The following is a 22,087-nucleotide window of genomic DNA, read 5'->3' on the forward strand; positions in this document are numbered from 1 at the left end:
GGTGAGGGGTCGTCGGTGCTCCGACGATCACCAGCAGACCTCGCGCGGGAGGGTGGCGGCCAGCTTCGTGGCGACATGTGAACGACGGCGAGCGCCGATGCGTCCGCCGTGCGCGCCCGGGGGCGGCGGGATCGGATCCCTCCACCGTGCGCGCCCGAGGACGGCGGGATCTGATCCCGCCGCGGTGCAGGTCCCGGGTCAGCGGGAGACGGACTCCCCCGCCGTGCCGCGCACCGCGTCGGTACTCGCGGCCAGGGCGATCGCCCGCCGGTAGTGGCCCAGCAGCTGCTCGGACAGCACCGGCCAGGTGCGCTGCCGGACCGAGGCCAGCGCCGCCTCGCCGAAGGCGTCCCGCTTGGCGGTGTCGAACAGCAGGTCGGTCGCGTGCTCGCGCAGCTCGTCGAGGTGCCCGGGCGTGTAGAGCCATCCGGTGCGGCTCGGCGCGATGAGGTCGATCGGACCGCCGCGCCGCGGGGCGATCGCCGGGACGCCGGAGGCCATGGCCTCCTGGATGGTCTGGCAGAACGTCTCGAGCTCCCCCGGGTGGACGAACAGGTCCGCGGCGGCGTAGAGGGAGGCGAGCTCACCGCCGGAGCGGAACCCGAGGAAGCGGGCGCGCGGCATGCGCCGCTGAAGGGCCTCGCGCTCGGGCCCGTCGCCCACGATCACCAGGCGCACCCCGGGCAAGTCGTGGAGCACGGCGAGGTCCTGGACCTGCTTCTCCGGCGCCAGGCGCCCGACGTACAGGACGATGCGCTCGCCCTCCTTGGCGTAGCGACGTCGCACGTGCTCCGAGCGCAGCGTCGGGGAGAAGCGGGCGGTGTCCACGCCGCGTCCCCAGAGGGAGACCCGCTCGATGCCGTGGGCCTCGAGCTCGGCGCGGGTGGCGGTCGAGGGCGCGAGGGTGATCGTCGCGCGCTGGTGCAGGTCCCGCAGGAGCTGCCACATGGCGGCCTCGAGGAACGGCAGCCCGTAGGAGCGGGTGTACCCGGGGATGTCGGTCTGGTAGACGGCCACCGTCGGGATGCCGAGCTTCTCGGCGGCTACGACGGCGCGTCCGCCCAGCACGGTGGGTGAGGCGAGGTGGATGACGTCGGGGGCGAAGTCGACGATCTTGCGCCGCAGGGACAGTGCGCTGGTGGTGGCGATGCGCACGTCGTGGTAGCCGGCCATCGGCACGGACGTCACGTGGCGCACCCGCACGGCTCTCCCGCACGCGGTGCGCAGGAACTTCTCGGAGCCCTTCTGATGGGGCGCGATGATGGAGACGTCGTGACCGCCCGCGGTGAACTGATCGACGATCCGCAGGACCGAGTTGGTGACGCCGTTCATGTGCGGCAGGAACGATTCGGAGACGATCTGGATCCTCACGCGACCCATCGTGCGCGCTCCGGGGAGCGCTCGGGTCGCGGCGTCGTGACGTGTCCGTGACGGGCCGGTGAACACTCGTCGAGCTCCGACGGGTGTCACCGGCCGTCCGGGGTCAGAGCCGGGCGGAGGCGATCGCGGCGCCGTCGACGAGGGAGCCGAGCTTGGCCCAGGCGATGTCGGGGTGGATGCGCCCGCCGAGCCCGCAGTCGGTCGAGGCGATCACCCGCTCGGGGCCCACGATCCGCGCGAACCGCTCGAGGCGCTGGGCCACCAGCTCGGGGTGCTCGACGACGTTGGTGGCGTGGGAGACGACACCGGGCACGAGCACGCGGTCCGCGGGCAGCTCGAGGTCCTCCCAGACGTTCCACTCGTGCTCGTGGCGCACGTTGCCCGCCTCGAAGGAGAAGTACTTCGCGTGGACGCCGAGCATCGTGGGCGCGAGGTACCGGAACTCCAGGTCGGTGGTGTGGGGGCCATGCCAGGATCCCCAGCACAGGTGGAAGTGCACCTGCTCCAGCGGGATGCCCTCCAGCGCGCGGTTGACCGCGTCGATCCGCTTGCCGGTGAACTCGGGGTAGTCCTCGACGGAGGGCTCGGGGTTGATCTGGTCGAAGTTCTCGGCGATCGAGGGGTCGTCGACCTGGATCACGAGCCCGGCGTCGGCGATGGCGCGGTACTCCGGGCGCATCACCTCGACCCAGGCGTCGAGGAAGGCGTCGACGTCGCCGTAGTGCTCATCGGGGATGCGGCTGCCGGACCCCGGCGAGAGCGAGTTCAGGAATCCCTGGCCGTAGCCGTGCGCCGTCAGCGCCGCGGTCAGGTGGCGGATGTCCAGCGTGACGAGCTCCGCGCCCTGGGCGGAATAGGCCACCGGGCCGGTCGCGGCGGGGAACACGTGCTGCTCGCCGAGGGAGATCCCCGCGGTGGGATCGGCGTAGGCGCCGGCGAAGCGGGTCCAGTCCCGGCGGTCGGCGAAGCTGGTCAGACGGACATCCCCGGGGCTCGAGCGCACGGGCTCGGAGCTGATGTGGTCCGTGCCGGTCAGCTCGAGGCCGTCGACGCGATCGAAGATGTACGACCACCAGGCGCCGTAGTTCAGGGACGAGGCCATCGCGTGGCCGTACTCGCCGTCGTTGGGCAGGGAGATCCCGAGGGCGCGCTGGCGGGCGACGACGTCGTCGACCGCCTGGGCGAGGATCTGCTCGTACCCCTGGGTGACGACGTGCGCCACCCCGTCGGGGCCCACGTCCCGGGCGGCGTTGGCGGCGATGAGCTCGGGCGTGCGGGGCAGCGACCCGGCGTGGGTCGTGAGGATCTCGGTCATGACCTCACGGTACGACCGCCGGCCGGTGCCGCGCACATCGTCCCGAGCCCCCCGACGCACGCGGACACGCCGCCCGGGCGACGCGCACGCGGACCGCGGGCGGGACGGCCGGGAGGTCAGCTCTCGTCGAAGGCCGACAGCGGCGGGCACGAGCACACCAGGTGCCGGTCCCCGTACGCCTGATCGATGCGCGCCACCGGGGGCCAGTACTTCGACTGGATCCGCATCTGCGCCGTCGAATGGTAGGTGCCGTCGTCGATGGAGCGCGAGGCATGGACCCCCGGGTACACGGCGATCTCCCGCGAGTAGGGGTGCGTCCAGTCCTCCACGGCGATCGATGCCGCCGTGTGCGGGGCGTTGACCAGGGGGTTGTCGTCCGCCGGCCAAGTGCCCGAGGCGACCTCCCCGGCCTCCGCCGCGATCGTGAGCATCGCCTCGATGAACCGCTCGAGCTCGGGCAGGTCCTCGGACTCGGTGGGCTCGACCATGAGGGTCCCGGCGACCGGGAAGGACATCGTCGGGGCGTGGAACCCGTAGTCGACGAGCCGCTTGGCCACGTCGTCGACGGTGATCCCGGTGCGCGCCGTGAAGGGACGCAGGTCGAGGATGCACTCGTGGGCGACCAGGCCGCCCTCGCCGCGGTACAGGATGTCGAAGGCCCCTTCGAGGCGGGTCGCGATGTAGTTCGCGGCCAGGACCGCCGAGGCGGTGGCGTGCCGCAGTCCCTCGGCGCCCATGAGGCGGATGTACGCCCACGGGATCGGCAGGATCGACGGGGAGCCGTACGGGGCCTGGGACACCGGAGGGCCGGCGTGCGCGACGGGGGCCGAGCCCGCGACCGCGTGCAGGGACTGCTGGGCGAAGGGATGCCCGGGCAGGAAAGGTGCCAGGTGTGCCTTGGCCGCGACGGGACCGACGCCGGGCCCACCGCCGCCGTGGGGGATGCAGAAGGTCTTGTGGAGGTTCAGGTGGGAGACGTCGCCGCCGAACTCCCCCGGCCGCGCGACCTCGACGAGGGCGTTGAGGTTGGCGCCGTCGACGTAGACCTGGCCGCCCGCGTCGTGGACCAGCTGGCAGATGGTCCGGACCTGACCCTCGTAGACGCCGTGCGTCGAGGGGTAGGTGATCATGATGGCCGCGAGCTCGTCGCCGTGGTCCTTGATCTTCTGCTGGAGGTCCTCGACGTCGACGTTGCCGTGGGCGTCGGAGGCGACCACCACCACGCGCAGACCTGCGAGGACCGCGGAGGCGGCGTTGGTGCCGTGGGCGCTGGCGGGCACCAGGCACACGTCCCGCGCGGAGTCCCCGCGCGAGAGGTGGTACGCCCGGATCGCCAGCAGGCCCGCGAACTCGCCCTGGCTGCCGGCGTTGGGCTGGAGGGAGACGGTGTCGTAACCGGTGACGTCCGCGAGCCAGCGCTCGAGCTGGTCGATGAGGTCGAGGTAGCCGCGGACGTCCTCGGCGGGGGCGAAGGGGTGCGGGGCCGAGAACTCGGGCCAGGTGACCGCGGTCATCTCGACGGCGGCGTTGAGCTTCATGGTGCACGAGCCCAGGGGGATCATGCCGCGGTCCAGGGCGTAGTCCTTGTCGGCCAGGCGCCGGAGGTACCGCATCATCGCCGTCTCGGAGTGGAACGAGGAGAACACCGGCTCGGCGAGGAAGGTGCTGGTGCGGTGCAGCTCGGCGGGCCAGTCGGCACCGATCGCGGACGGGGCGTCGGCGTCGGACGCATCGCCGGTGGTGTCGTCCCCGGCTGCGACATCCGCGTCGGAGAGGATCCCGGTCGTGTCGCCGTCGCCCGAGGCGTCGCTCGCGACGGGCGGCACGGCGCGCTCGGCGGGGGCGAAGCCCTCCAGGACCGCGGCGACGGCGTCGAGCCGCTCGGCGTCGATCGTCTCGTCGAGGCTCAGGCGCAGCACGTCGTCGTCGGTCACGTGGGCCAGGTATCCCGCGTCGCCGAGGACGTCCGCGATCTCGCGGGCGCGGCCGCCCGTGCGCACGGAGACGGTGTCGAAGAAGGCGTCGTGGACCAGCTCGAAGCCGTTGCGGCGCAGGTCGGCGGCGAGGTCCGCGGTGCGGGCCGCGACCTGGCGGGCGATCCGGGTGAGGCCGTCGGGCCCGTGGTAGACGGCGTACATGGCCGCCATCACGGCCAGCAGCACCTGGGCGGTGCAGATGTTCGAGGTCGCCTTCTCGCGGCGGATGTGCTGCTCGCGGGTCTGCAGCGCGAGGCGGTAGGCGAGGTCGCCGGCGGCGTCCTTGGAGACCCCCACGAGACGCCCGGGCAGCTGCCGCTCGAGCCCCTTGTGGACGGCCATGAACCCGGCGTGCGGGCCGCCGAAGCCCATCGGCACGCCGAAGCGCTGGGACGAGCCCACCGCGACGTCGGCGCCGAGCTCCCCGGGCGGCGTCAGCAGGGTCAGCGCCAGCAGGTCGGTCGCCACGACGGCCAGGCCCTTGATCGCGTGGATCCTCTCGATCACGGGGGCCGGGTCCCAGATCCGGCCGGAGGCGCCGGGGTGCTGGAGCAGGATCCCGAAGGCGCCGTCGGCCAGCGCCTCCTGGGCGGATGCGGGGTCCGAGAGGTCCGCGACCACGAGGTCGATGCCGACCGCCTCGGCACGGCCGCGCACGACGGCCAGGGTCGCGCCGAACACGTCGGCGTCGACCACGAAGCGCGGGTTCTTCGAGCGGGTCGCGCGCCGGGCCAGGAGCATGCCCTCGGCGGCGGCGGTCGCCTCGTCGAGCATCGAGGAGTTGGCGATGTCCAGCCCGGTGAGGTCGGCGACCATCGTCTGGTAGGTCAGCAGCGCCTCGAGCCGGCCCTGGGAGATCTCGGGCTGGTAGGGGGTGTACGCGGTGTACCAGGCGGGGTTCTCCAGGACGTTGCGCTGGATCACCGGCGGGGTGAGGGTGCCATAGTACCCCTCCCCCAGCAGCGAGGTGCGCACCGTGATGTCCCGGGCGAGGTCCCGGAGCTCCTCGAGCACCTCTTGCTCGGTGGCCCCGGATCCAAGGGCGTCATCCGTCCGGGGATCGAGCAGGATCGTGCCCGGCACGGCCCTGGCCAGCAGCTCCTCGAGGCTGTCGAGGCCGAGGGCGGCGAGCATGGTGGCCTGCGCGGCGGGGTCCGTGCCGACGTGGCGACGGACGAAGGAGTCGTGGGCGTTCACGGACATCGAGAGGTGCGTTCCCTTCACTCGCCGATGAGCTCGGCGTACTGCTGGGCGGTCAGGAGGTCGTCGGGCAGGGTGGTGTAGCGGACCCGCACGAGCCAGCCTTCGCCGAAGGGCGAGGCGTTGACGATCTCCGGGGAGTCGACGACGTCGCCGTTGACCTCCAGGATCGTGCCGTCCAGCGGGGAGAACAGGTCCGAGACGGACTTGGTGGACTCGATCTCGCCCATCTCGGTGCCGGCCGTCACCTCGGCGTCGACGTCGGGGAGGTCGACGTAGACCACGTCGCCGAGCTGACCCGCCGCGAAGGCGGTCACGCCCACCGTCGCGACGGAGTCGCCGTCGAGGCGGATCCACTCGTGGTCCTTGGAGTAGCTGAGGTCGTCGGTGTCGGCCATGGGAGATCCTCTCGGGGCGGGGCGATGCGGGGTGCGGGGTAGGTCAGGAACGGGAGTAGAACGGGAGCAGCACGACGACGGCGGGCAGGTCCTTGCCGCGCACGTCCACCACGAGTCCGGTGCCCTCGACCGCGCTCGCGGGGTCCACGAGCGCCATGGCGATGGGGTGCCCGAGCGTCGGGGACAGCGCCCCGGAGGTCACGACGCCGATCTCGGCGCCGTCGGCGTCGCGCACGAGGGATCCGGCGCGGGCCGCACGACGGCCCTCGGCGGCCAGGCCCACGAGGACGGGGCGACCGGTGAGGTCCGCGGACTCGATGGCGTCGCGGCCGATGAAGTCCCCTTTGGAGGACAGCGCCACGACCCGGCCCAGACCGGACTGCGCGGGCAGCAGCTCCGGGCCCAGCTCGTGGCCGTACAGCGGCATGCCGGCCTCGAGCCGGAGGGTGTCGCGGCAGGCGAGGCCGCACGGGACCAGCTGGTCCCCGCCGGCGGCGGTCAGCAGGTCCCAGAGATCCGCGGCGTGCTCGGCGGGGGTGTACAGCTCGAACCCGTCCTCGCCGGTGTAGCCGGTGCGGGCGATCAGCAGCTCCTCGCCCTCGAAGTCGCCCTGGAGCACGCGGTAGTAGCCGAGCCCCGTGAGCTCCTGCACGGCGGGACCGGCGCCGGCGCCGACGACGGCGCGGGTGACGATGTCCAGGCTCGCGGGGCCCTGCACGGCGATCAGGGCGGTACCGGCGCCGACGTCCGTGACCCGGGCGTCGAAGCCCTCGGCGCGGCGCGTCAGCTCGGCGGCGACGACCTGGGCGTTGGAGGCGTTGGCGACCACGAGGTAGCGCTCCTCGCCGAGGCGGTAGACCACGAGGTCGTCGAGGACCCCGCCGTCCTCGGCCAGCAGCAGGGAGTACTTGGCGCGGCCGACGGCGATCGTCGAGAGCTTCCCGGCGAGCGCGTGGTCGAGGGCCGCTCCCGCCTGGGGGCCGGTCACCGACACCTCGCCCATGTGGCTGAGGTCGAAGATCCCGGCGCCCTCGCGGACGGCGCGATGCTCGGCGAGAGCGGAGGAGTACCGCACGGGCATCGACCACCCGGCGAAGTCCGTGAAGGTCGCGCCGAGTCGTGCGTGGACGGCGGCCAGGGGGCTCGCGAGGAGGCTCTCGCTCACGTGGCGTCTCCTTCTCCGCCATGCGAGGCGGCAGCGGGTGGTTGCGGCCCGTGCGGGCGGGCATCGGGTGCGGGCACGAGGCGCCGCACCACGCGGCACACTGTACCGCCCCCCTTTCCCGGTCGCGGCGATGCCCGGCGGGTACCCTGGGGTCGTGACACGGGAAGGCACCGCCGAGTGGCCGATCCGGATCCCGGCGACGAGGCTGTGGATCCGGGAACCCGTCGACGCCGATCGCAGGACGATGATCCGCTTGCTCACCGACCCCGTGACTCGCGAGTACCTCGGCGGTGCCGTGGACTACGCCTCACGCCAGGCTCTCGAGCTCTCACCGCTGGGCCTGACCTGGGGACGCTGGGTGCTGGTGCTCGCGGAGACCGACACCATGATCGGCTCGATCACACTGGACTACGACCGCGGGGAGCCCGAGCTCTCCTACGCGCTGCTCCCGGAGTACATGGGGCTCGGCTACGCCGCCGAGGCGTGCCATGCGCTCCTGGGCTGGGCACGCGAGAGCCTCGAGGACCCCGTCGTCATCGCCGTCACCCAGACCCGCAACAAGCGCAGCGTCACCCTGCTGCGCCGCCTCGGCTTCACGGTGCGACGCGGCCTCGAGGAGTTCGGCGCCCAGCAGCTGCTCATGCAGCGGGCCCTGGCGACCCCCCTGCCGGACCTCGCATCCCTCGCGGTCACGGCACCCCAGCCGGTGCGGGACCTCCGGCGCTAGCGCCGGACGGGGCCCTACCGCCCCGGGACCGGATCCCGCAGCACCGGACAGGTCATGCACCGCGGCCCCCCGCGCCCGCGCCCCAGCTCGTTGCCCGCGACCTCGAGGACCTCGACGCCCTGGGAGCGCAGGTAGTCGTTCGTCGCGGCGGCACGCTCGTAGGCCACGACCCGACCCGGGGACACCGCCAGCAGGTTGCAGCCGTCGTCCCACTGCTCGCGTGCGGCGGCGTACGGGTCCAGCGGCGCCGTGAGCACGCGCAGGGACGGCACGCCCAGACCACGCGCGAGGACCGCGTCCATCTCCTCCGGGGCGTGGGAGGCCGTCACGAAGCGGTCCCCCACCTTCTCGATCTCGTAGCTCGCGAGATCCCCGAGGCCCGCGAAGCGCGTGACGGACTCCTGGTCCACGACGGTCATGACCGTGTCCAGGTGCATCATCGAGCGCCGGTGCGGCATCGCCAGGGCGATCACCCGGTGGGCGCCGCCACCGCTGAGCAGCTCCCCTGCGAGGCGCTCGGCACCGACGGCGGTGGTCCGCTCGGACAGGCCGATGGCCACGACACCGGGCGCGAGCACGAGCACGTCGCCGCCCTCGACGGTCGCGGGGCCGTTGGCCAGGCCATCTCCCCACAGCCGCGGCGCCGCGTCCCCCTCGGACCCGCGGAACAGCGGGTGGTGGCGGTAGATCATCGTCAGGTGCACGCTCTCGCGACGCCGCGCGGAGCGCTGCATCGCGTTGACGGCGACGCCGTCCCCGATCCACGCCGAGGTGTCGCGCGTGAAGAGATGGTTGGGCAGCGGGTCCAGGACGAAGTCGTCGGCCGCGAGCCGCCCCAGGGCGATCGAGCGCGGAGCCACGCCGAGCTCCTCGAGCTCGGCGCGCGTGATCCCGGCGACGAGCACGTCCGCGAGGTGCGCCGAGGACAGTCCCGCGAGGCAGGCCGCGAGGTCCTGCGCGGCGATGTCGCCGAAGACGAGGGGGTCCACCGTCGCCGTCAGGAGGTCCGAGCGCGCCGCCGGCGACTCGATGGTCTCGCGCAGGAGGTCTGCCAGCAGCAGCACCTCGGCGCCCTCGCGGCGCAGGAGGTCGGCGAAGGCGTCGTGCTCGGCCTGGGCGCGCTCGATCCACAGCACCTCGTCGAACAGGAACCGGTCACGGGTCTCCGGGGTCAGGCGCGCCATCTCGCGCCCGGGGCGATGCACGATCACCCGGCGCAGCGGACCGATCTCGTCGACGATGCCGTGCGTGCGCTCGCTGGATGCCATCGGCTGCTCCCTGCTGTCCGGGGTCCGTCGAGGGGCTCGTGCGGCGGACCGTGGAGGCACGGTACCAAGGCGTCCGTGGTAGGACTGGACCTGTTCGCCGCGCCCTTCCCGCCTCGGGCCCCGGCCCGGGTCCGGGCCCTCCCGGGACTGCGGCTCCGCTCCCGCCACGAAAGGCCCCACGATGTCGACCCCCGCCTCCGTCCGGCCCCTGTCCATCCCCACGACCACACTGCGCGACGGCAGCACGATCCCCCTGATCGGCTTCGGGACCAGCGGCATGAAGGGCACGGCCGCGGTCGACGCCGTCGCCTCCGCGGTGGGCTCCGGCTACCGCCTCCTGGACACCGCCGCCCAGTACGGCAACGAGGCCGCCGTGGGCCAGGGCGTCCGCGACAGCGGGGTCCCGCGCGCCGACGTGCTCGTGACCACCAAGGTCGCCGGGGGCGACCAGGGCCGGGAGGCCGCCCGTCGAGGTGTCGAGGAGTCCCTGCGCCGGCTCGGCCTGGACCGGGTCGACATCGTGCTGATCCACTGGCCCAACCCCTCGCGCGGCCTGTTCGTGGAGACCTGGGAGATGCTCCTGGAGCTGCGGGCCGAGGGTCTGATCTCCCACGCCGGGGTGTCCAACTTCCGTCCCGAGCAGCTGACGGCCCTGCACGACGCGACCGGCGAGTGGCCCGAGCTCAACCAGATCCAGCTCTCCCCCGCGCTCCCGCGTCTGCGCGAGGTCTCCTTCCACGAGGAGCACGGCATCGCCACCGAGGCGTGGGGCCCGCTGGGCGGCCGCGAGGGGCTGTTTTCGCAGTTCGCCCTGCAGAGGATCGCGGCGCGACTGGACGTGGACCCCGCGCAGGTCTCGCTGCGCTGGGCCGTGGACCGCGGCATCATCGTGATCCCCAAGTCCACCGATCCGGACCGTCAGCGCCGCAACGCGAGCCTGGAGTCCGTCGTGCTGACCGACGGGGACCGTGCCCTGCTGGCGACCCTGGACCTGGGCGAGGACCGCGTGTGGGACTCCCGCGTCCACGAGGAGTGGTGAGCGCACCGCATGCCTGAGGCCGCTGCCTTCTCCCCGGGACCTGAGCACGAGCGGATCGTCATGCTCACCGGTGCGGGCCTCTCCGCCCGTGCGGGGCTGCCCACGTTCCGCGGGCCCGACGGGCTGTGGGCCATCCATCCCGACCTCGAGCGGGCCATGCACGCCGACGCGCTGCCCGGTGCGATCCCCGAGCTGTGGGCGGTGTGGCCGCGGTTGTTCACCGACGCCCAGGCCGCGGGCCCCACGCCGGGACATCGGGCGATCACCCGCATGGGCGCCGCGGTGATCACCCAGAACATCGACGGCCTGCACCAGGCGGCGGGCAGCGAGGGCGTCGCCGAGCTGCACGGCTCGGCCGGACGGGCCGTGTGCCTGGACCCACGCTGCTCGTGGACGGCGCAGCTGACCGACGGGGAGGGCTCCCGCGCCGAGGACCACGGCGTGCCGTCCTCGTGCCCGGTGTGCGGGGCACCCACCCGGCCCGACGTCGTCCTGTTCGACGAGACGCTCCCGGAGGACGTCGTCGCGCGGGCCGACGAGCTGGCCCGCACCGCGGACCTCTTCGTGGCCGTCGGGACCTCGGGCGTCGTGTTCCCGGCGGCGCTGCTGGCACCGCTGGCCCGCCGCTGCGGGGCCACGACGGTCCTCATCGACATCGCGCCCGAGTCCCCCGAGGGCTCCCGCATGGCCTTCGACCACGTGATCATCGCCGACGCCCACGAGGTGCTGCCGGCCTGGGAGCGGGGCCGCTCCGGCGCGGGGCGCAACCCGTTCCTCGACCCGTTCGACTGAGCCGGGGAGCGTCCCTCCCGCCGCAGCGAATGCGGATCCGTCCCCCGCGGCGTCTGCCACGACCGCTGCCTGCGGGCCGCAGGTCAGATCCAGATGGCCGGGTCCTCGAGCTCATCGGGGTGCGAGGTGCCGCGCCGTATCCGCGCGGGCACGCCCACGGCCGTCGCCTCGCGCGGGACGTCGGCCACGACCACGGCATTGGCGCCGATCTGCGAGCGCTCACCGAGGACCACGGGCCCCAGGACCCGGGCCCCGGCACCGATGACGACGTGGTCCCCGACCGTGGGATGGCGCTTGGTGCGCTCCATGCTGCGGCCCCCGAGGGTGACGCCGTGGTAGATCATCACGTCGTCGCCCACCTCGGCGGTCTCGCCGATCACGACGCCCATGCCGTGGTCGATGAAGAAGCGCCGCCCGATCCGTGCCGCGGGGTGGATCTCCACCCCGGTGGTCGAGCGCACCGACTGGGACAGCAGCAGCGCCGGGAGCCGCAGGTCACGGTCCCACAGGGCGTGCGCGGCCCGGTGTGCCCAGATCGCGTGGAGGCCCGGCGCGGTGAGCGCGAGCTGCAGGGAGGACTGGGAAGCGGGATCGCGTCGACGCGCCGCCGCGACGTCCTCGGAGAACGTCGCGACGGCGTCGAGCACGCCCCCGACCGCGCGTCGGAGCAGTGCCATGGGGAGGGATCAGTCCATGTACTCGGCGTACAGCGGCGTCGAGAGGTACCTCTCGCCGAAGGAGGGCACGATCACGACGATCAGCTTGCCGGCGAACTCCTCGCGGGCGCCGATGCGTGCGGCGGCCTCGATCGCGGCGCCGGAGGAGATGCCCACGAGCAGGCCCTCGGTGCGTGCGACGAGGCGGGCGCGCGCCATGGCGGTCTCGGCATCGATGTCGAAGACCTCGTCGTACACGTCGCGGTCCAGGATCGAGGGCACGAAGTTCGCGCCGATCCCCTGGATCTTGTGGGGGCCGGGGGCCCCGCCGTTGAGGATCGGGGACTCGGCCGGCTCGACGGCGAAGACCTTGACCTCGCTCTTGCGCTCCTTGAGCACCTCGCCCACGCCGGAGATGGTGCCGCCGGTGCCGATCCCCGCGACGAGCGCGTCGACGGCGCCGTCGGTGTCGGCCCAGATCTCCTCCGCGGTGGTGTTGCGGTGGACCTCGACGTTGGCGGGGTTGTCGAACTGCTTGACCTGCACGCCGCCGGACTCCTCGGCGATCTCGCGGGCCTTCTCGACGGCGCCCTTCATGCCCTTGGCGGCCTCGGTGAGGACCAGCTCGGCACCGAAGGCGCGCAGCAGCGCACGGCGCTCCTTGGACATCGACTCGGGCATGGTCAGGATGACCTTGTACCCGCGCGAGGTGCCGATCATCGCGAGCGCGATGCCGGTGTTCCCGCTGGTCGCCTCGACGATCGTCCCGCCCGGCCGCAGCTCTCCGGACTTCTCTGCGGCATCGATCATGGCCACGCCGATGCGGTCCTTGACGGAGTTGGCGGGGTTGTAGAACTCGAGCTTGGCGACGACCGTGGCGCGCACGTCCTCACCGAGGTGGTTGAGCTTGACGAGCGGGGTGCGGCCGACGAGCTCGGAGACGTTCTCGTAGATGGTCATGTGTCCCTCCTCAGGGGATAGCAATGCTTGGTGGGAGTATAAGCGGGGCAGGTGGCACGCACCCTGGACGATCACCGGGCCCGGACCGGCCGGATCGCGGCGCCGCCCGGACACCGCCCTCGGGTCGGGGCGACGCCCGTCACACCCATGGCCTAGATTCGTCCCATGTCCGCGACGACCCACGCCCTCGTGAGCCCTCCCGTCCTCCCCCGACCACATCGCACCCCCGGGGAGCGGTCCGTGCGGGGACGTCGAGAGGGCGGGATGCGCCGGCTCGTGGCGATGCTCGCCCTGGCCGCGGTCCTCACCCTGCTCGGCGCTCCGGCGGCCCTCGCCGAGCCCGCGCGATCCGTGACGATCGAGGACACCCAGGGGGTGCTGCACCCCGCGCCGCTGGAGGAGCGCCTCGAGAAGGAGGTCTCGTTCCGCAGGGACGTCGACCTCGTGCTCCTGACCCTCGACGTGACCGAGCAGGGATTCCCCTCGAGCTCGGACCTGGCGCTGAACGACGCGGTCCTCGCCTACGCCCGGGCCGAGCGCCCCGAGTGGCTCACCGACGGCGGCGCCTACTGGCGCGACGGCCTGGTCATCCTCGCCGTGGATCCGGGCAACAGGTTCCTGGGCACCTACGCCGGCGAGGACGTCAAGCTCACCCAGGAGCAGTACACCGCGATCCAGAACGCGATGAAGACCCCTGCCCGCGACGGCGACTGGGACGGCACCATGGTCACCGGCGCGACGGAGTACGCGGATCTCCTGGCCAGACCCTGGTACCTCGAGCCGGGGTTCTTCGCCGCCATGGCCGCGGGCGTCCTCGCCCTGCTCGCGGTGATCGGCACCGCGCTCGGCATCGGCAGGGTCGCGCGCGGCCGGGTCCGGCGGGCGCTGCCCCGCTACGACGACGTGATGCTCAACTACGCGGCGACCGAGCTCGCGGCCAAGACCATCCCGGCGGACTCCCGCTACGGGGAGCCCGTGCTGCGGGACTACAAGACGTTCCGGGACCAGGCCGCCGAGGCCACCCGTCTGCGCGAGCAGATCCCCGAGCACCGCGGCCTGCTCTGGGGCATCCGGCCGCGCACGTACACCCTCGCGCGCGACTTCCTCGCACGGACCGAGCACGTCGACGCGGCCGACGACGAGATCGTCCGCACCAACGACCTGCTGAACCGGGGCAGCTCCTGGTTCGAGGCGTGGCAGCTCGAGGCGCGCCCCGTACGAGATTCCCTGCGGCAGGTCGACGCCGCGATCCGTCAGGCACCGGAGTTCGCCGACGGACGCACCGCCCAGGATCTCCGGGAGGTCGCGGGCAAGGTCGACGCGGGCCTCGAGGCGACCACCCGCAAGCTCCAGGACGGCACGATGAGCCCCGATGACGCGCTCGCCGAGCTGGACCTCATGACCAACTCCCTGGCGAAGGCCTCCACGGCGCACCGCGACCTCGTGATCGCGGCGATGGCCCGCACCGAGCGGGAGGCGCAGATCATGCGCGATGCGGGGTCCTCGGACACCTCGGAGGGCTCGTACCGGTCGATCCGCAGCCGGCGTCACCACTACTACCCGGGCAGCTATGCGCTGGGCTGGTCGCTCAGCCCGATCCTCACGCTGAACTCGTGGGGCTCGTCGGCGACGACGGCGCTCGAGAGCCATCGCAATCCGCCGTCGTCCAGCTCGGGCGGCGGCGGCAGCTTCTCGGGCTACTCCGGCGGCGGGGGCGGTTTCTCCGGCTCCGGGAGCTCGAGCCGGTTCTGACCAGGACGCACAGGTCCGTCCCGTGGGATCCCCGGGGCCCGAAGGTCACGCGGGGCGAGGATCACCCGGAATCGCGGGGCACCCAGGGCCCGCATGAGACCCTGGGGTCAGTAGACCATCCCCATGAACTCCCGCACCCGGTCCAGCGTCTCGTCGGCCACCGCGTTGGCGCGGGCGTTGCCCTCGCGCAGGACGGTGAACAGGTAACCCGGGTCCTGCTCGAGCTCGGCGCGGCGTGCGCGCAGCGGCGCGAGATGCTCGTTGAGCAGCTCGGCGGTCAGGACCTTGAGCGTGCCGGCGCCCCGGTCCCCGATCTCCTCGGCGATGGCCTCGGGGGCGCGACCGGAGGCCTGGGCCGCGATCGTCAGCAGGTTGGAGACCTCCGGGCGGTGCTCCGGGTCGAAGGTGATCTGCCGGTCGCCGTCCGTCTTCGCCTTGCGGATCGCCGCAGAGGTCTCGTCGGCGGTCATCCGCAGCATGACCGTGTTGTTGCGGGACTTGCTCATCTTGTCGCCGTCCAGGCCCAGGATGGTCGGGGACTCCGACAGCAGGGCGGCGGGCTCGCGGAAGAACCGCTCGCCGTGCGCGAAGCGCTCGTTGAAGCGGCGCGCGATGACGCGGGTCTGCTCGACGTGGGGCAGCTGGTCCTTGCCCACGGGCACCACGTCGCCGTGGCAGAACAGGATGTCGGCCGCCTGGTGCACGGGATAGTTGAGCATGAGCCCGCCCATCGCGGACCTGCCGGCGGCGTGCAGCTCCGACTTGACGGTGGGATTGCGCTCGAGCTCGGGCTGGGTCACGAGCGCGAGGAACGGCAGCATCAGCTGGTTCAGGGCCGGCACCGCGGAGTGCGTGAAGATCGTGGTCCGCTCGGGATCCAGCCCCGCGGCGAGGTAGTCCGTGAGCAGCTCGCGCACGCTGCCCCGGATGTCGCCGACGACATCGCGATCCGTGATCACCTGGTAGTCGGCGACGATCACCCAGGTCTCGACGCCGCGGTCCTGCAGGCGCACGCGGTTGCGCAGGGTGCCGAAGTAGTGCCCGATGTGGAGGGCGCCCGTGGGGCGGTCCCCGGTGAGCATGCGCAGCCTCGCGGGGTCCTGCGCGATCCTCTCCTCGATCTTCGCGCTGCGGGCGAGGGCGGCGTCGTAGCTGGTGCGGTGGGTCTCGTCAGGGGTCGTGTCCGTCACCCCGGCATGCTATCGGCCTCGCGCCGGTCCTCGCCCGCGCGACCTGCGCCTGCGGTGTGAAGGCTCGGTGAGCGCGACCTGTGCGCCTGCGGGACCGGCCCTGCGGATTGGTACCGTGTGCAGGTTCCCGGGATCGGCCCCGGGACGGGAAGGTGCTCAGCTCATGTGTGGATTCACCGGCTTCGTCGATGCTTCCGTGACGGACAGGGATCCCGTCATCCGGGAGATGTCGTCCACGATCGTCCATCGTGGCCCCGACGACGACGGCTACTACATCGACGAGGACGTCGCCTTCGCGTTCCGTCGCCTCGCGATCATCGACCTGAGCCACGGGGACCAGCCGATGCACAGCCAGGACGAGGACCTCGTCCTGATGTTCAACGGGGAGATCTACAACTACCGCGAGCTGCGCGCCGAGCTCACGGAGCTGGGGCGCACCTTCGGCACCCAGTCCGACACCGAGGTGCTCCTGCAGGGCTACCAGGAATGGGGGGAGGACGTCCTGCCCCGCCTGCGGGGCATGTTCGCCTTCGTCGTCTGGGACCGCCGGACCCGTACGCTGTTCGGTGCCCGCGACCCCTTCGGCATCAAGCCGCTGTACTACCAGCACAACGGCGCGGCGCTGCTGTTCGGCTCCGAGATCAAGTCGTTCCTGCCCCATCCGCACTTCGTCAAGGAGGTCGACGTCGACCTCCTGCCGGACTATCTCTCCTTCGAGTACGTGCCCTCCCGGCGCACGCTCTTCCGCGGCGTCGACAAGCTGCTGGGCGGCGAGTGCTTCACCTTCTCCGAGGGACGCCTGGACGTGCGCCCGTACACGTCCCTGGACTTCGACATCGACGAGGAGCCCACGCTCGAGGACTGGACGAGCACCATCGCCGAGACGGTCTCGGAGTCCGTCCAGGCGCATCGCATCGCGGACGTCGAGGTGGGATGCTTCCTGTCCTCGGGGATCGACAGCTCGTACATCACCAAGGAGATGTCCAAGACGGGCTCGGACATCAAGGCGTTCTCCGTCGGCTACGACGACTCCCCGCTGTCCGAGCTGCCGTACGCCCGGGACTTCGCCGAGAAGATCGACGTGCGTTTCCAGGACCGGCTCATCACGGCCGAGGAGACCTTCGAGTCCTTCGGCCGCATCCAGTACCTGATGGACGAGCCGCTGCCCAACCCGTCCGCTCTGCCGCTGTTCTTCCTGACCAAGGATGCCGCCGAGCACGTCAAGGTGGTCGTCTCCGGCGAGGGCGCCGACGAGCTGTTCGGCGGCTACAACCAGTACCGCGAGCCGCTGGACTACTCGCGCTACCAGAAGGTGCCCGCTCCGGTGCGCCGCGCGATCGGTGCCGTCGCTGAGCGCCTCCCGCACTTCCGCGGGCAGCGCTTCCTCGTGCGCAACGCCGAGCCGCTGGCGGAGCGCTTCTTCCGCAACAACTACGTGTTCTCGATGGACGAGCGGGAGAAGGTGCTGGCCCGCCCCGTCGCCGCGCCGTCCTCGGCCTCGCGCACCGCACCCCTGTTCGCGAAGGTCGCCGACCAGGACGCCGTCACGCAGATGCAGTACGTCGACATCCACACCTGGATGCTCTACGACATCCTGCTCAAGGCCGACAAGATGTCGATGGCCCACTCCCTGGAGCTGCGCGTCCCGTTCCTGGACCGCAAGGTCTGGGACGTCGCGCGCCGCATCCCCTCGCGCTATCGCGTGACCGAGGAGAACACCAAGATCGCCCTGCGCCGCACGGCGCTGCGTGAGCTCCCGGAGCGCACCGCCAACAAGAAGAAGCTGGGCTTCCCGGTCCCCCTGAACGGGTGGCTGCGCGAGGAGCGCTTCGCGTCGCTGGTGCGCGAGCGCTTCGCCAGCGACGAGGCCGCGGAGTTCTTCGACCGCGAGTACATCCTGTCGATGCTCGACACCCACCTCCGCGGTGTCGACGGCTACATGAAGCGCATCTGGTCGATCTACAGCTTCCTGATCTGGCACGACGAGTTCTTCGTCCAGCGCTGACCCGCCGATCCGTCGACGCCGGGCACCTCAGGGGTGCCCGGCCCCAACACGCGAGGACCCCATGAACGCCACCGCACCGACCGACGCCCCCGCCTTCGACGTCGTCCTGCTCGGCTCCGGACTGGGGATCTACGCCCTGACCCGGGCCTTCCACGAGAACCACGGCGTCGTCTCCGACGTCGTGGCGGCAGCGCCCTCGGAGGCGATGCGCCGCTCGATCACCTGCCGGATCCACGAGATCCCCCCGGGTGCCGACGACGAGACGCGGCTCGCCGCACTCGACGAGCTCTCCCGGGCGCGTCCGACCGGACGCCCGGCGCTGCTCCTGTGCAACACGGACGGGGACATCGAGTTCATCGCCCGGCACGCCGAGCGCCTGGCCGCCGACCATCTGCTCCGTCAGCCGGACCTCCCGGTGGTGCTCGAGCTCGCCGACAAGGCGCGCTTCGCGGAGCTGTGCACGCGCCTGGGGGTGCCCCAGCCGCTGACCGCGGTGATCGACTTCCGTTCGGGCGAGCGTCCGGCCCTGCCGGAGCTGGACGCCCCGTACCCGCTGGTGGCCAAGCCCGCCATCGCCCAGCCCCACGTGGCGATCCGCATGCCCGGCAAGAAGAAGATCTACTTCGTGGCCTCCGCCGCCGAGCTCGAGGACCTGGTGGGCCGTCTGCACGCCGCCGGGTTCCGGGACCGGTTCGTGCTGCAGGAGCTGATCCCGGGCGATGACACCACGATGCGCTCCATCACCGCCTACCGGGACGCGCACGGGGAGGTGACGCTGCTCGCGGGAGCCGACGTGCTGCTGGAGGAGCACACCCCGGACGCCCTGGGGCGCCCGGCGGCGATGATCACGGCGACGGACCCGGACACCCTCGCGCAGGCGCGTCGCCTGCTCGACGCCACCGGCTACGTCGGGTACGCCAATGCGGACCTCAAGATCGATCCGCGCGACGGCGTCCCGCGGTTCCTCGAGATCAACCCCCGGATCGGCCGCAACAACTACTACGTGACGGGCGCCGGGGTCGACGTCACGCGGTTCATCGTCGAGGACGCCGTCCACGGACGCCGCGTCGAGCCGGTGATCGGGCTGCCGAGCATCCTGTACTCCATCGTCCCGGACCTGTTCCTGCGCCGGTACGTGACCGATCCCGAGCGCTGGCAGCAGGTGCGTGCCGCAGCGCGACGCCGGCGGGTCAACCCCTGGGCGAACCCCCGGGAGGGCCTGTGGGTGCGCGCCTACGCCCGCGTGGTCGAGCTGAACCACGTGCGCAAGTTCCTCGCGCACTATCCCCGGCCCACCGACACCGGCTTCTGATCCGGCCTGCGGGACCGGGGCGCCCGGGATCCGCAGGACCGCGCCCGGGCACCTCGCACCGGTTTCCCGCTTCCTGGGGCCCGGCATCCAGCGCCCAGCGCCCAGCGCCCAGGGCATCGTGCCGGCCGCATCGTGCCCGGTGCATCGTGCCCGAGGCATCGTGGACGCGACGGCCTGTCGCCGTGCCTCAGGCGAAGGCGGGCGCGAGCGGCCTGCACGCCGCCGTGATCGTGTGCCGCGCGAGCTCGGTGAGGGAATCGATCATGCGCGGATCGCCGCGGAAGCCCTGCTGGTCGTAGACCACGGAGAGCTCCGTGCAGCCCAGCACCACGGTGCCCGCGCCGGCGGCGAGGGCCTCGTCGACGCAGCCCTCGAACAGCTCCCGGTCCACGGGCCGGTTGGCCTTGACCTGCTCGTAGATGATCGTGTTGATCCGGTCCTGCAGGGCGCGGTCGGGCACGCACGCCTCCGCACCGACGTCCCGCAGGGCGTCCTGGAACACCTCGGCGTGGACGTTGCCCTCCGTCGCGAAGACGGCCACCGGCCGACCCGTGCCCTCCACGGCCCGGGCCGCCGCGGCGGCGGTCACCTCCACGATGCTGAGGAAGGGCACCGAGGTGCTCTCGTGGACCCCGCGCACGAAATGGTGAGCCGTGTTGCACGGCAGCACCAGCAGATCCACCCCGGCCCGCTCCAGCATGCGGGCATCGGCGGCGATCACGGGCCCGGGGTCCGCGGCGGTCCCGTCGGTGTCCAGGATCTTCGCGGTGCGGTCCGGCGTCGAGGAGTGCTGGGAGACCAGCAGGTCCAGGTGCTCCTGGTCGCTGCGGGCGTCGGTCGCCCTCACGAGCACGTCGAGGAAGACGGCGGTGGCGGCGGGACCGAGACCGCCGATCACCCCCACCACCGGGGCATGCCAGCTGGCAGGGTCCAGATGACCGCCCTCGGGCGCGGTCATCGGGCCGATCCCCCCTCCGTCGGCGCCTGCGCGCCGACCGGGTCCGGGTGGTAGTGGCGGCGGAACTTGCGCACGTAGTTGGCCATCGCGGCGGCGATGTACGCCCAGCGGCGCGGATCGCGCTCGACGCCGCGGTAGACGAGGGGATTGCGCACGCGGCGAGCGCGCAGCACGCGCTCGAGCTGCGCGCGGGCCTCCGGGAGCATCGTGTAGTGCTTGACGAGGGCCACCGGGACGACGGTGTAGAGCACCTCGGGCTGATCCTGCACGATCCGGGGGCTCTGCCCCGCGGGGACCGCCGGCAGGTCATGGGCGATGTGCTCGTCGACGTACCAGGTGACGGGATTGTGACCGCCGGCAGTGACGTAGTAGTTGGAGCGTCCCAGGCGGGGGTTCAGCTCGAAGAAGCGCGTGCGGCCGTCGCGGGGGTCGTGCTTGAGGTCGAAGTTGGCATAGCCCGTCCACCCCAGGGCGGTGCAGATCCGCTGCGCCTGGGCGACCATCTCCTCGTCGACGCCGGTGATGATCGCGGCGGGGTTCCCGATCGCCCCGGGGCTGTGCTCCTCGAGCAGGGTGCGCCCCCATGAGGCGAAGCGCACCCGGGACTGCTCGTCGCAGTAGCAGGTGAGGATCCGCATGTTCTGGTCGTCGCCCGGGATGCGGTCCTGGACGATGATGCTGTCGCGGTAGCCCGCGTCCCGGATCCGGTGCAGGAGCGCCAGCAGGTCGGCGCGGCTCTCGACGGTGTGCACCTTCTGCTTGCCCTCGAAGCTGATGCGCTTCCAGTCCGAGACCTCGGCGGGCTTGGCGATCACCGGGTAGGCGAACGGCACGTCGAGGTCGTCGTCGACCTCCTGGGACAGGTCCACCACCCGCGTGAGCGGATGATCGACCCCCAGCTCGAGGCACAGTTCGGTGAAGTTCTGCTTCTCGGTGCCGCGCCGGAACGTGGCCAGGTCGACGTAGGGCGCGATCCACCGTTCGTCGAGGCCGCCGACCTCGTCGCGCACCTGGATGATCGCCTTGACCGTCGCATCGGCGGAGCCCAGCAGGAGCAGAGGCCCCTCCGGGTGCGCGCGGGCCACCTGGACCAGGACCGGCGCGAGCTCCTGCGGGTCGAAGGGATCCGGGCAGGAGACGTTCTCGGTGATGGCCGAGTGCGTGACGTGCCAGCCCGCGAGGCGGGAGATCACCACCGTGCGCACGCCGTAGGCCTCATGGAACGCCCGTGCCAAGGAGTAAGCCCCGATGTCGCCGCCCACGACGACGGGCGTGAAGGCTGGTGCCGGGCGTGCGGGAGTGCGGGAGGTCGAGGCCATGCCCGGCATCCTATCGACGCGCCGCCCGTGGACCCGGGACGATCACGACCTCTGCACGTCCCGGTCACCGCCGTGCCCTCACCCCGCCACGCGATGGGCCGCCGGCTCGCCCCTGCGTGGATCGACCCCTCGCCCACGACGTGACGCACAGCACCTAGGGTGGAGATCATGAGCACCTTCACCGTGACCTCGTCCGCTCTCGCCGACGGCGCGGAGGTCCCCGCCGCGCAGCTGCCGCCGGAGCTCGACGGCCCGTCGACGTCCCCGGACCTCACCTGGAGCGGCGCACCCGAGGGGACCCGCAGCTTCGCCGTGACGTGCTTCGACCCCGACGCCCCCACGGGTTCCGGCTTCTGGCACTGGGTCGCGTGGGATCTCCCCGCGGACGCGACCACGCTGCCCGTGGGGGTGGCGCGCGACGCCGGGATCCCCCTCCAGGCGGTCAACGACTTCGGGCGCCCGGGCTACGACGGCCCCAACCCTCCGCAGGGTCCCGTGCACCACTACGTGTTCACCGTCCACGCGCTGCCGGTCGAGACGCTGGGCGTCGACGCCGACGCCCCCCACGTCCAGGCCCGTTTCGCCATCTTCAGCCAGCAGCTCGCGTCCGCCTCGGTCACAGGGACCTACCAGGCCGAGGTCTGATCTCGCACGGGGGTTATCCCCGGGGAAACT

The 22,087-nt window shown here is 72.1% G+C and carries 18 protein-coding genes; 7 read left to right on the forward strand and 11 right to left on the reverse strand.

What is annotated here, in order from left to right:
- Positions 1-198 precede the first annotated feature (198 nt).
- From ACT3TZ_RS13160 to gcvT, 5 genes are all read right to left on the reverse strand, one after another.
- Positions 199-1,371 carry a glycosyltransferase family 4 protein gene (locus ACT3TZ_RS13160; protein ID WP_444583884.1) on the reverse strand — a complete coding sequence of 391 codons (1,173 nt, stop codon included), beginning with the start codon at positions 1,369-1,371 and terminating at the stop codon, positions 199-201.
- Between the two features lie 112 nt (positions 1,372-1,483).
- The gene (locus ACT3TZ_RS13165; protein ID WP_444583885.1) at positions 1,484-2,695 is read right to left on the reverse strand and encodes a cobalamin-independent methionine synthase II family protein; all 1,212 of its coding nucleotides are present in this window, start codon (positions 2,693-2,695) and stop codon (positions 1,484-1,486) included.
- Between the two features lie 116 nt (positions 2,696-2,811).
- The gene (gene gcvPB, locus ACT3TZ_RS13170) at positions 2,812-5,874 is read right to left on the reverse strand and encodes an aminomethyl-transferring glycine dehydrogenase subunit GcvPB (RefSeq protein WP_444583886.1); all 3,063 of its coding nucleotides are present in this window, start codon (positions 5,872-5,874) and stop codon (positions 2,812-2,814) included.
- A gap of 17 nt (positions 5,875-5,891) precedes the next feature.
- Positions 5,892-6,269, reverse strand: coding sequence for a glycine cleavage system protein GcvH (gcvH, locus tag ACT3TZ_RS13175; RefSeq protein WP_444583887.1), 378 nt, complete (start codon positions 6,267-6,269; stop codon positions 5,892-5,894).
- A 43-nt stretch (positions 6,270-6,312) separates the two neighbouring features.
- A complete protein-coding gene (gene gcvT, locus ACT3TZ_RS13180) occupies positions 6,313-7,434 on the reverse strand; it encodes a glycine cleavage system aminomethyltransferase GcvT (protein ID WP_444583888.1) in 1,122 nt (373 codons plus the stop codon).
- 154 nt (positions 7,435-7,588) lie between these two features.
- Here gcvT and ACT3TZ_RS13185 point away from each other — a divergent pair, with 154 nt between their 5' ends.
- Positions 7,589-8,161 (forward strand): GNAT family N-acetyltransferase, encoded by a 573-nt coding sequence (locus tag ACT3TZ_RS13185; protein ID WP_444583889.1) that lies wholly within the window; start codon positions 7,589-7,591, stop codon positions 8,159-8,161.
- A 14-nt stretch (positions 8,162-8,175) separates the two neighbouring features.
- On the opposite strand, the gene ACT3TZ_RS13190 is transcribed toward ACT3TZ_RS13185, so the two are convergent.
- Positions 8,176-9,429 (reverse strand): arginine deiminase, encoded by a 1,254-nt coding sequence (locus ACT3TZ_RS13190; RefSeq protein WP_444583890.1) that lies wholly within the window; start codon positions 9,427-9,429, stop codon positions 8,176-8,178.
- Between the two features lie 181 nt (positions 9,430-9,610).
- Here ACT3TZ_RS13190 and ACT3TZ_RS13195 point away from each other — a divergent pair, with 181 nt between their 5' ends.
- The gene (locus ACT3TZ_RS13195) at positions 9,611-10,468 is read left to right on the forward strand and encodes an aldo/keto reductase (RefSeq protein WP_444583891.1); all 858 of its coding nucleotides are present in this window, start codon (positions 9,611-9,613) and stop codon (positions 10,466-10,468) included.
- A 9-nt stretch (positions 10,469-10,477) separates the two neighbouring features.
- The gene (locus ACT3TZ_RS13200; RefSeq protein WP_444583892.1) at positions 10,478-11,260 is read left to right on the forward strand and encodes an SIR2 family NAD-dependent protein deacylase; all 783 of its coding nucleotides are present in this window, start codon (positions 10,478-10,480) and stop codon (positions 11,258-11,260) included.
- Positions 11,261-11,343: 83 nt separating this feature from the next.
- Here ACT3TZ_RS13200 and epsC read toward each other — a convergent pair whose 3' ends face one another.
- Complete coding sequence (gene epsC, locus ACT3TZ_RS13205; protein ID WP_444583893.1) at positions 11,344-11,937, reverse strand: serine O-acetyltransferase EpsC; 594 nt, start codon at positions 11,935-11,937, stop codon at positions 11,344-11,346.
- Between the two features lie 9 nt (positions 11,938-11,946).
- Entirely contained in the window at positions 11,947-12,876 is a 930-nt protein-coding gene (cysK, locus tag ACT3TZ_RS13210) for a cysteine synthase A (protein WP_444583894.1), read from the reverse strand.
- A 165-nt stretch (positions 12,877-13,041) separates the two neighbouring features.
- On the opposite strand from cysK, the gene ACT3TZ_RS13215 reads away from it, so the two are divergent.
- Complete coding sequence (locus ACT3TZ_RS13215) at positions 13,042-14,628, forward strand: DUF5129 domain-containing protein (protein ID WP_444583895.1); 1,587 nt, start codon at positions 13,042-13,044, stop codon at positions 14,626-14,628.
- A gap of 107 nt (positions 14,629-14,735) precedes the next feature.
- Here ACT3TZ_RS13215 and trpS read toward each other — a convergent pair whose 3' ends face one another.
- Positions 14,736-15,818, reverse strand: a complete 1,083-nt coding sequence (gene trpS, locus ACT3TZ_RS13220) for a tryptophan--tRNA ligase (protein ID WP_444583896.1) — start codon at positions 15,816-15,818, stop codon at positions 14,736-14,738.
- A 163-nt stretch (positions 15,819-15,981) separates the two neighbouring features.
- On the opposite strand from trpS, the gene asnB reads away from it, so the two are divergent.
- Positions 15,982-17,823 (forward strand): asparagine synthase (glutamine-hydrolyzing), encoded by a 1,842-nt coding sequence (gene asnB, locus ACT3TZ_RS13225; RefSeq protein ID WP_444583897.1) that lies wholly within the window; start codon positions 15,982-15,984, stop codon positions 17,821-17,823.
- Positions 17,824-17,884: 61 nt separating this feature from the next.
- Complete coding sequence (locus tag ACT3TZ_RS13230) at positions 17,885-19,135, forward strand: carboxylate--amine ligase (protein WP_444583898.1); 1,251 nt, start codon at positions 17,885-17,887, stop codon at positions 19,133-19,135.
- Between the two features lie 187 nt (positions 19,136-19,322).
- Here the strand turns inward: ACT3TZ_RS13230 and ACT3TZ_RS13235 are convergent, their stop codons facing one another.
- A complete protein-coding gene (locus ACT3TZ_RS13235) occupies positions 19,323-20,093 on the reverse strand; it encodes an aspartate/glutamate racemase family protein (protein WP_444583899.1) in 771 nt (256 codons plus the stop codon).
- Positions 20,090-21,412 (reverse strand): carboxylate--amine ligase, encoded by a 1,323-nt coding sequence (locus tag ACT3TZ_RS13240; protein ID WP_444583900.1) that lies wholly within the window; start codon positions 21,410-21,412, stop codon positions 20,090-20,092. Before ACT3TZ_RS13240 ends, ACT3TZ_RS13235 begins: the two co-directional genes overlap by 4 nt.
- 168 nt (positions 21,413-21,580) lie before the next feature.
- On the opposite strand from ACT3TZ_RS13240, the gene ACT3TZ_RS13245 reads away from it, so the two are divergent.
- Positions 21,581-22,057, forward strand: coding sequence for a YbhB/YbcL family Raf kinase inhibitor-like protein (locus ACT3TZ_RS13245; protein ID WP_444583901.1), 477 nt, complete (start codon positions 21,581-21,583; stop codon positions 22,055-22,057).
- Positions 22,058-22,087: the final 30 nt, after the last annotated feature.

It is taken from the genome of Brachybacterium sp. AOP25-B2-12, from assembly GCF_052378625.1.
Lineage (GTDB): Bacteria > Actinomycetota > Actinomycetes > Actinomycetales > Dermabacteraceae > Brachybacterium.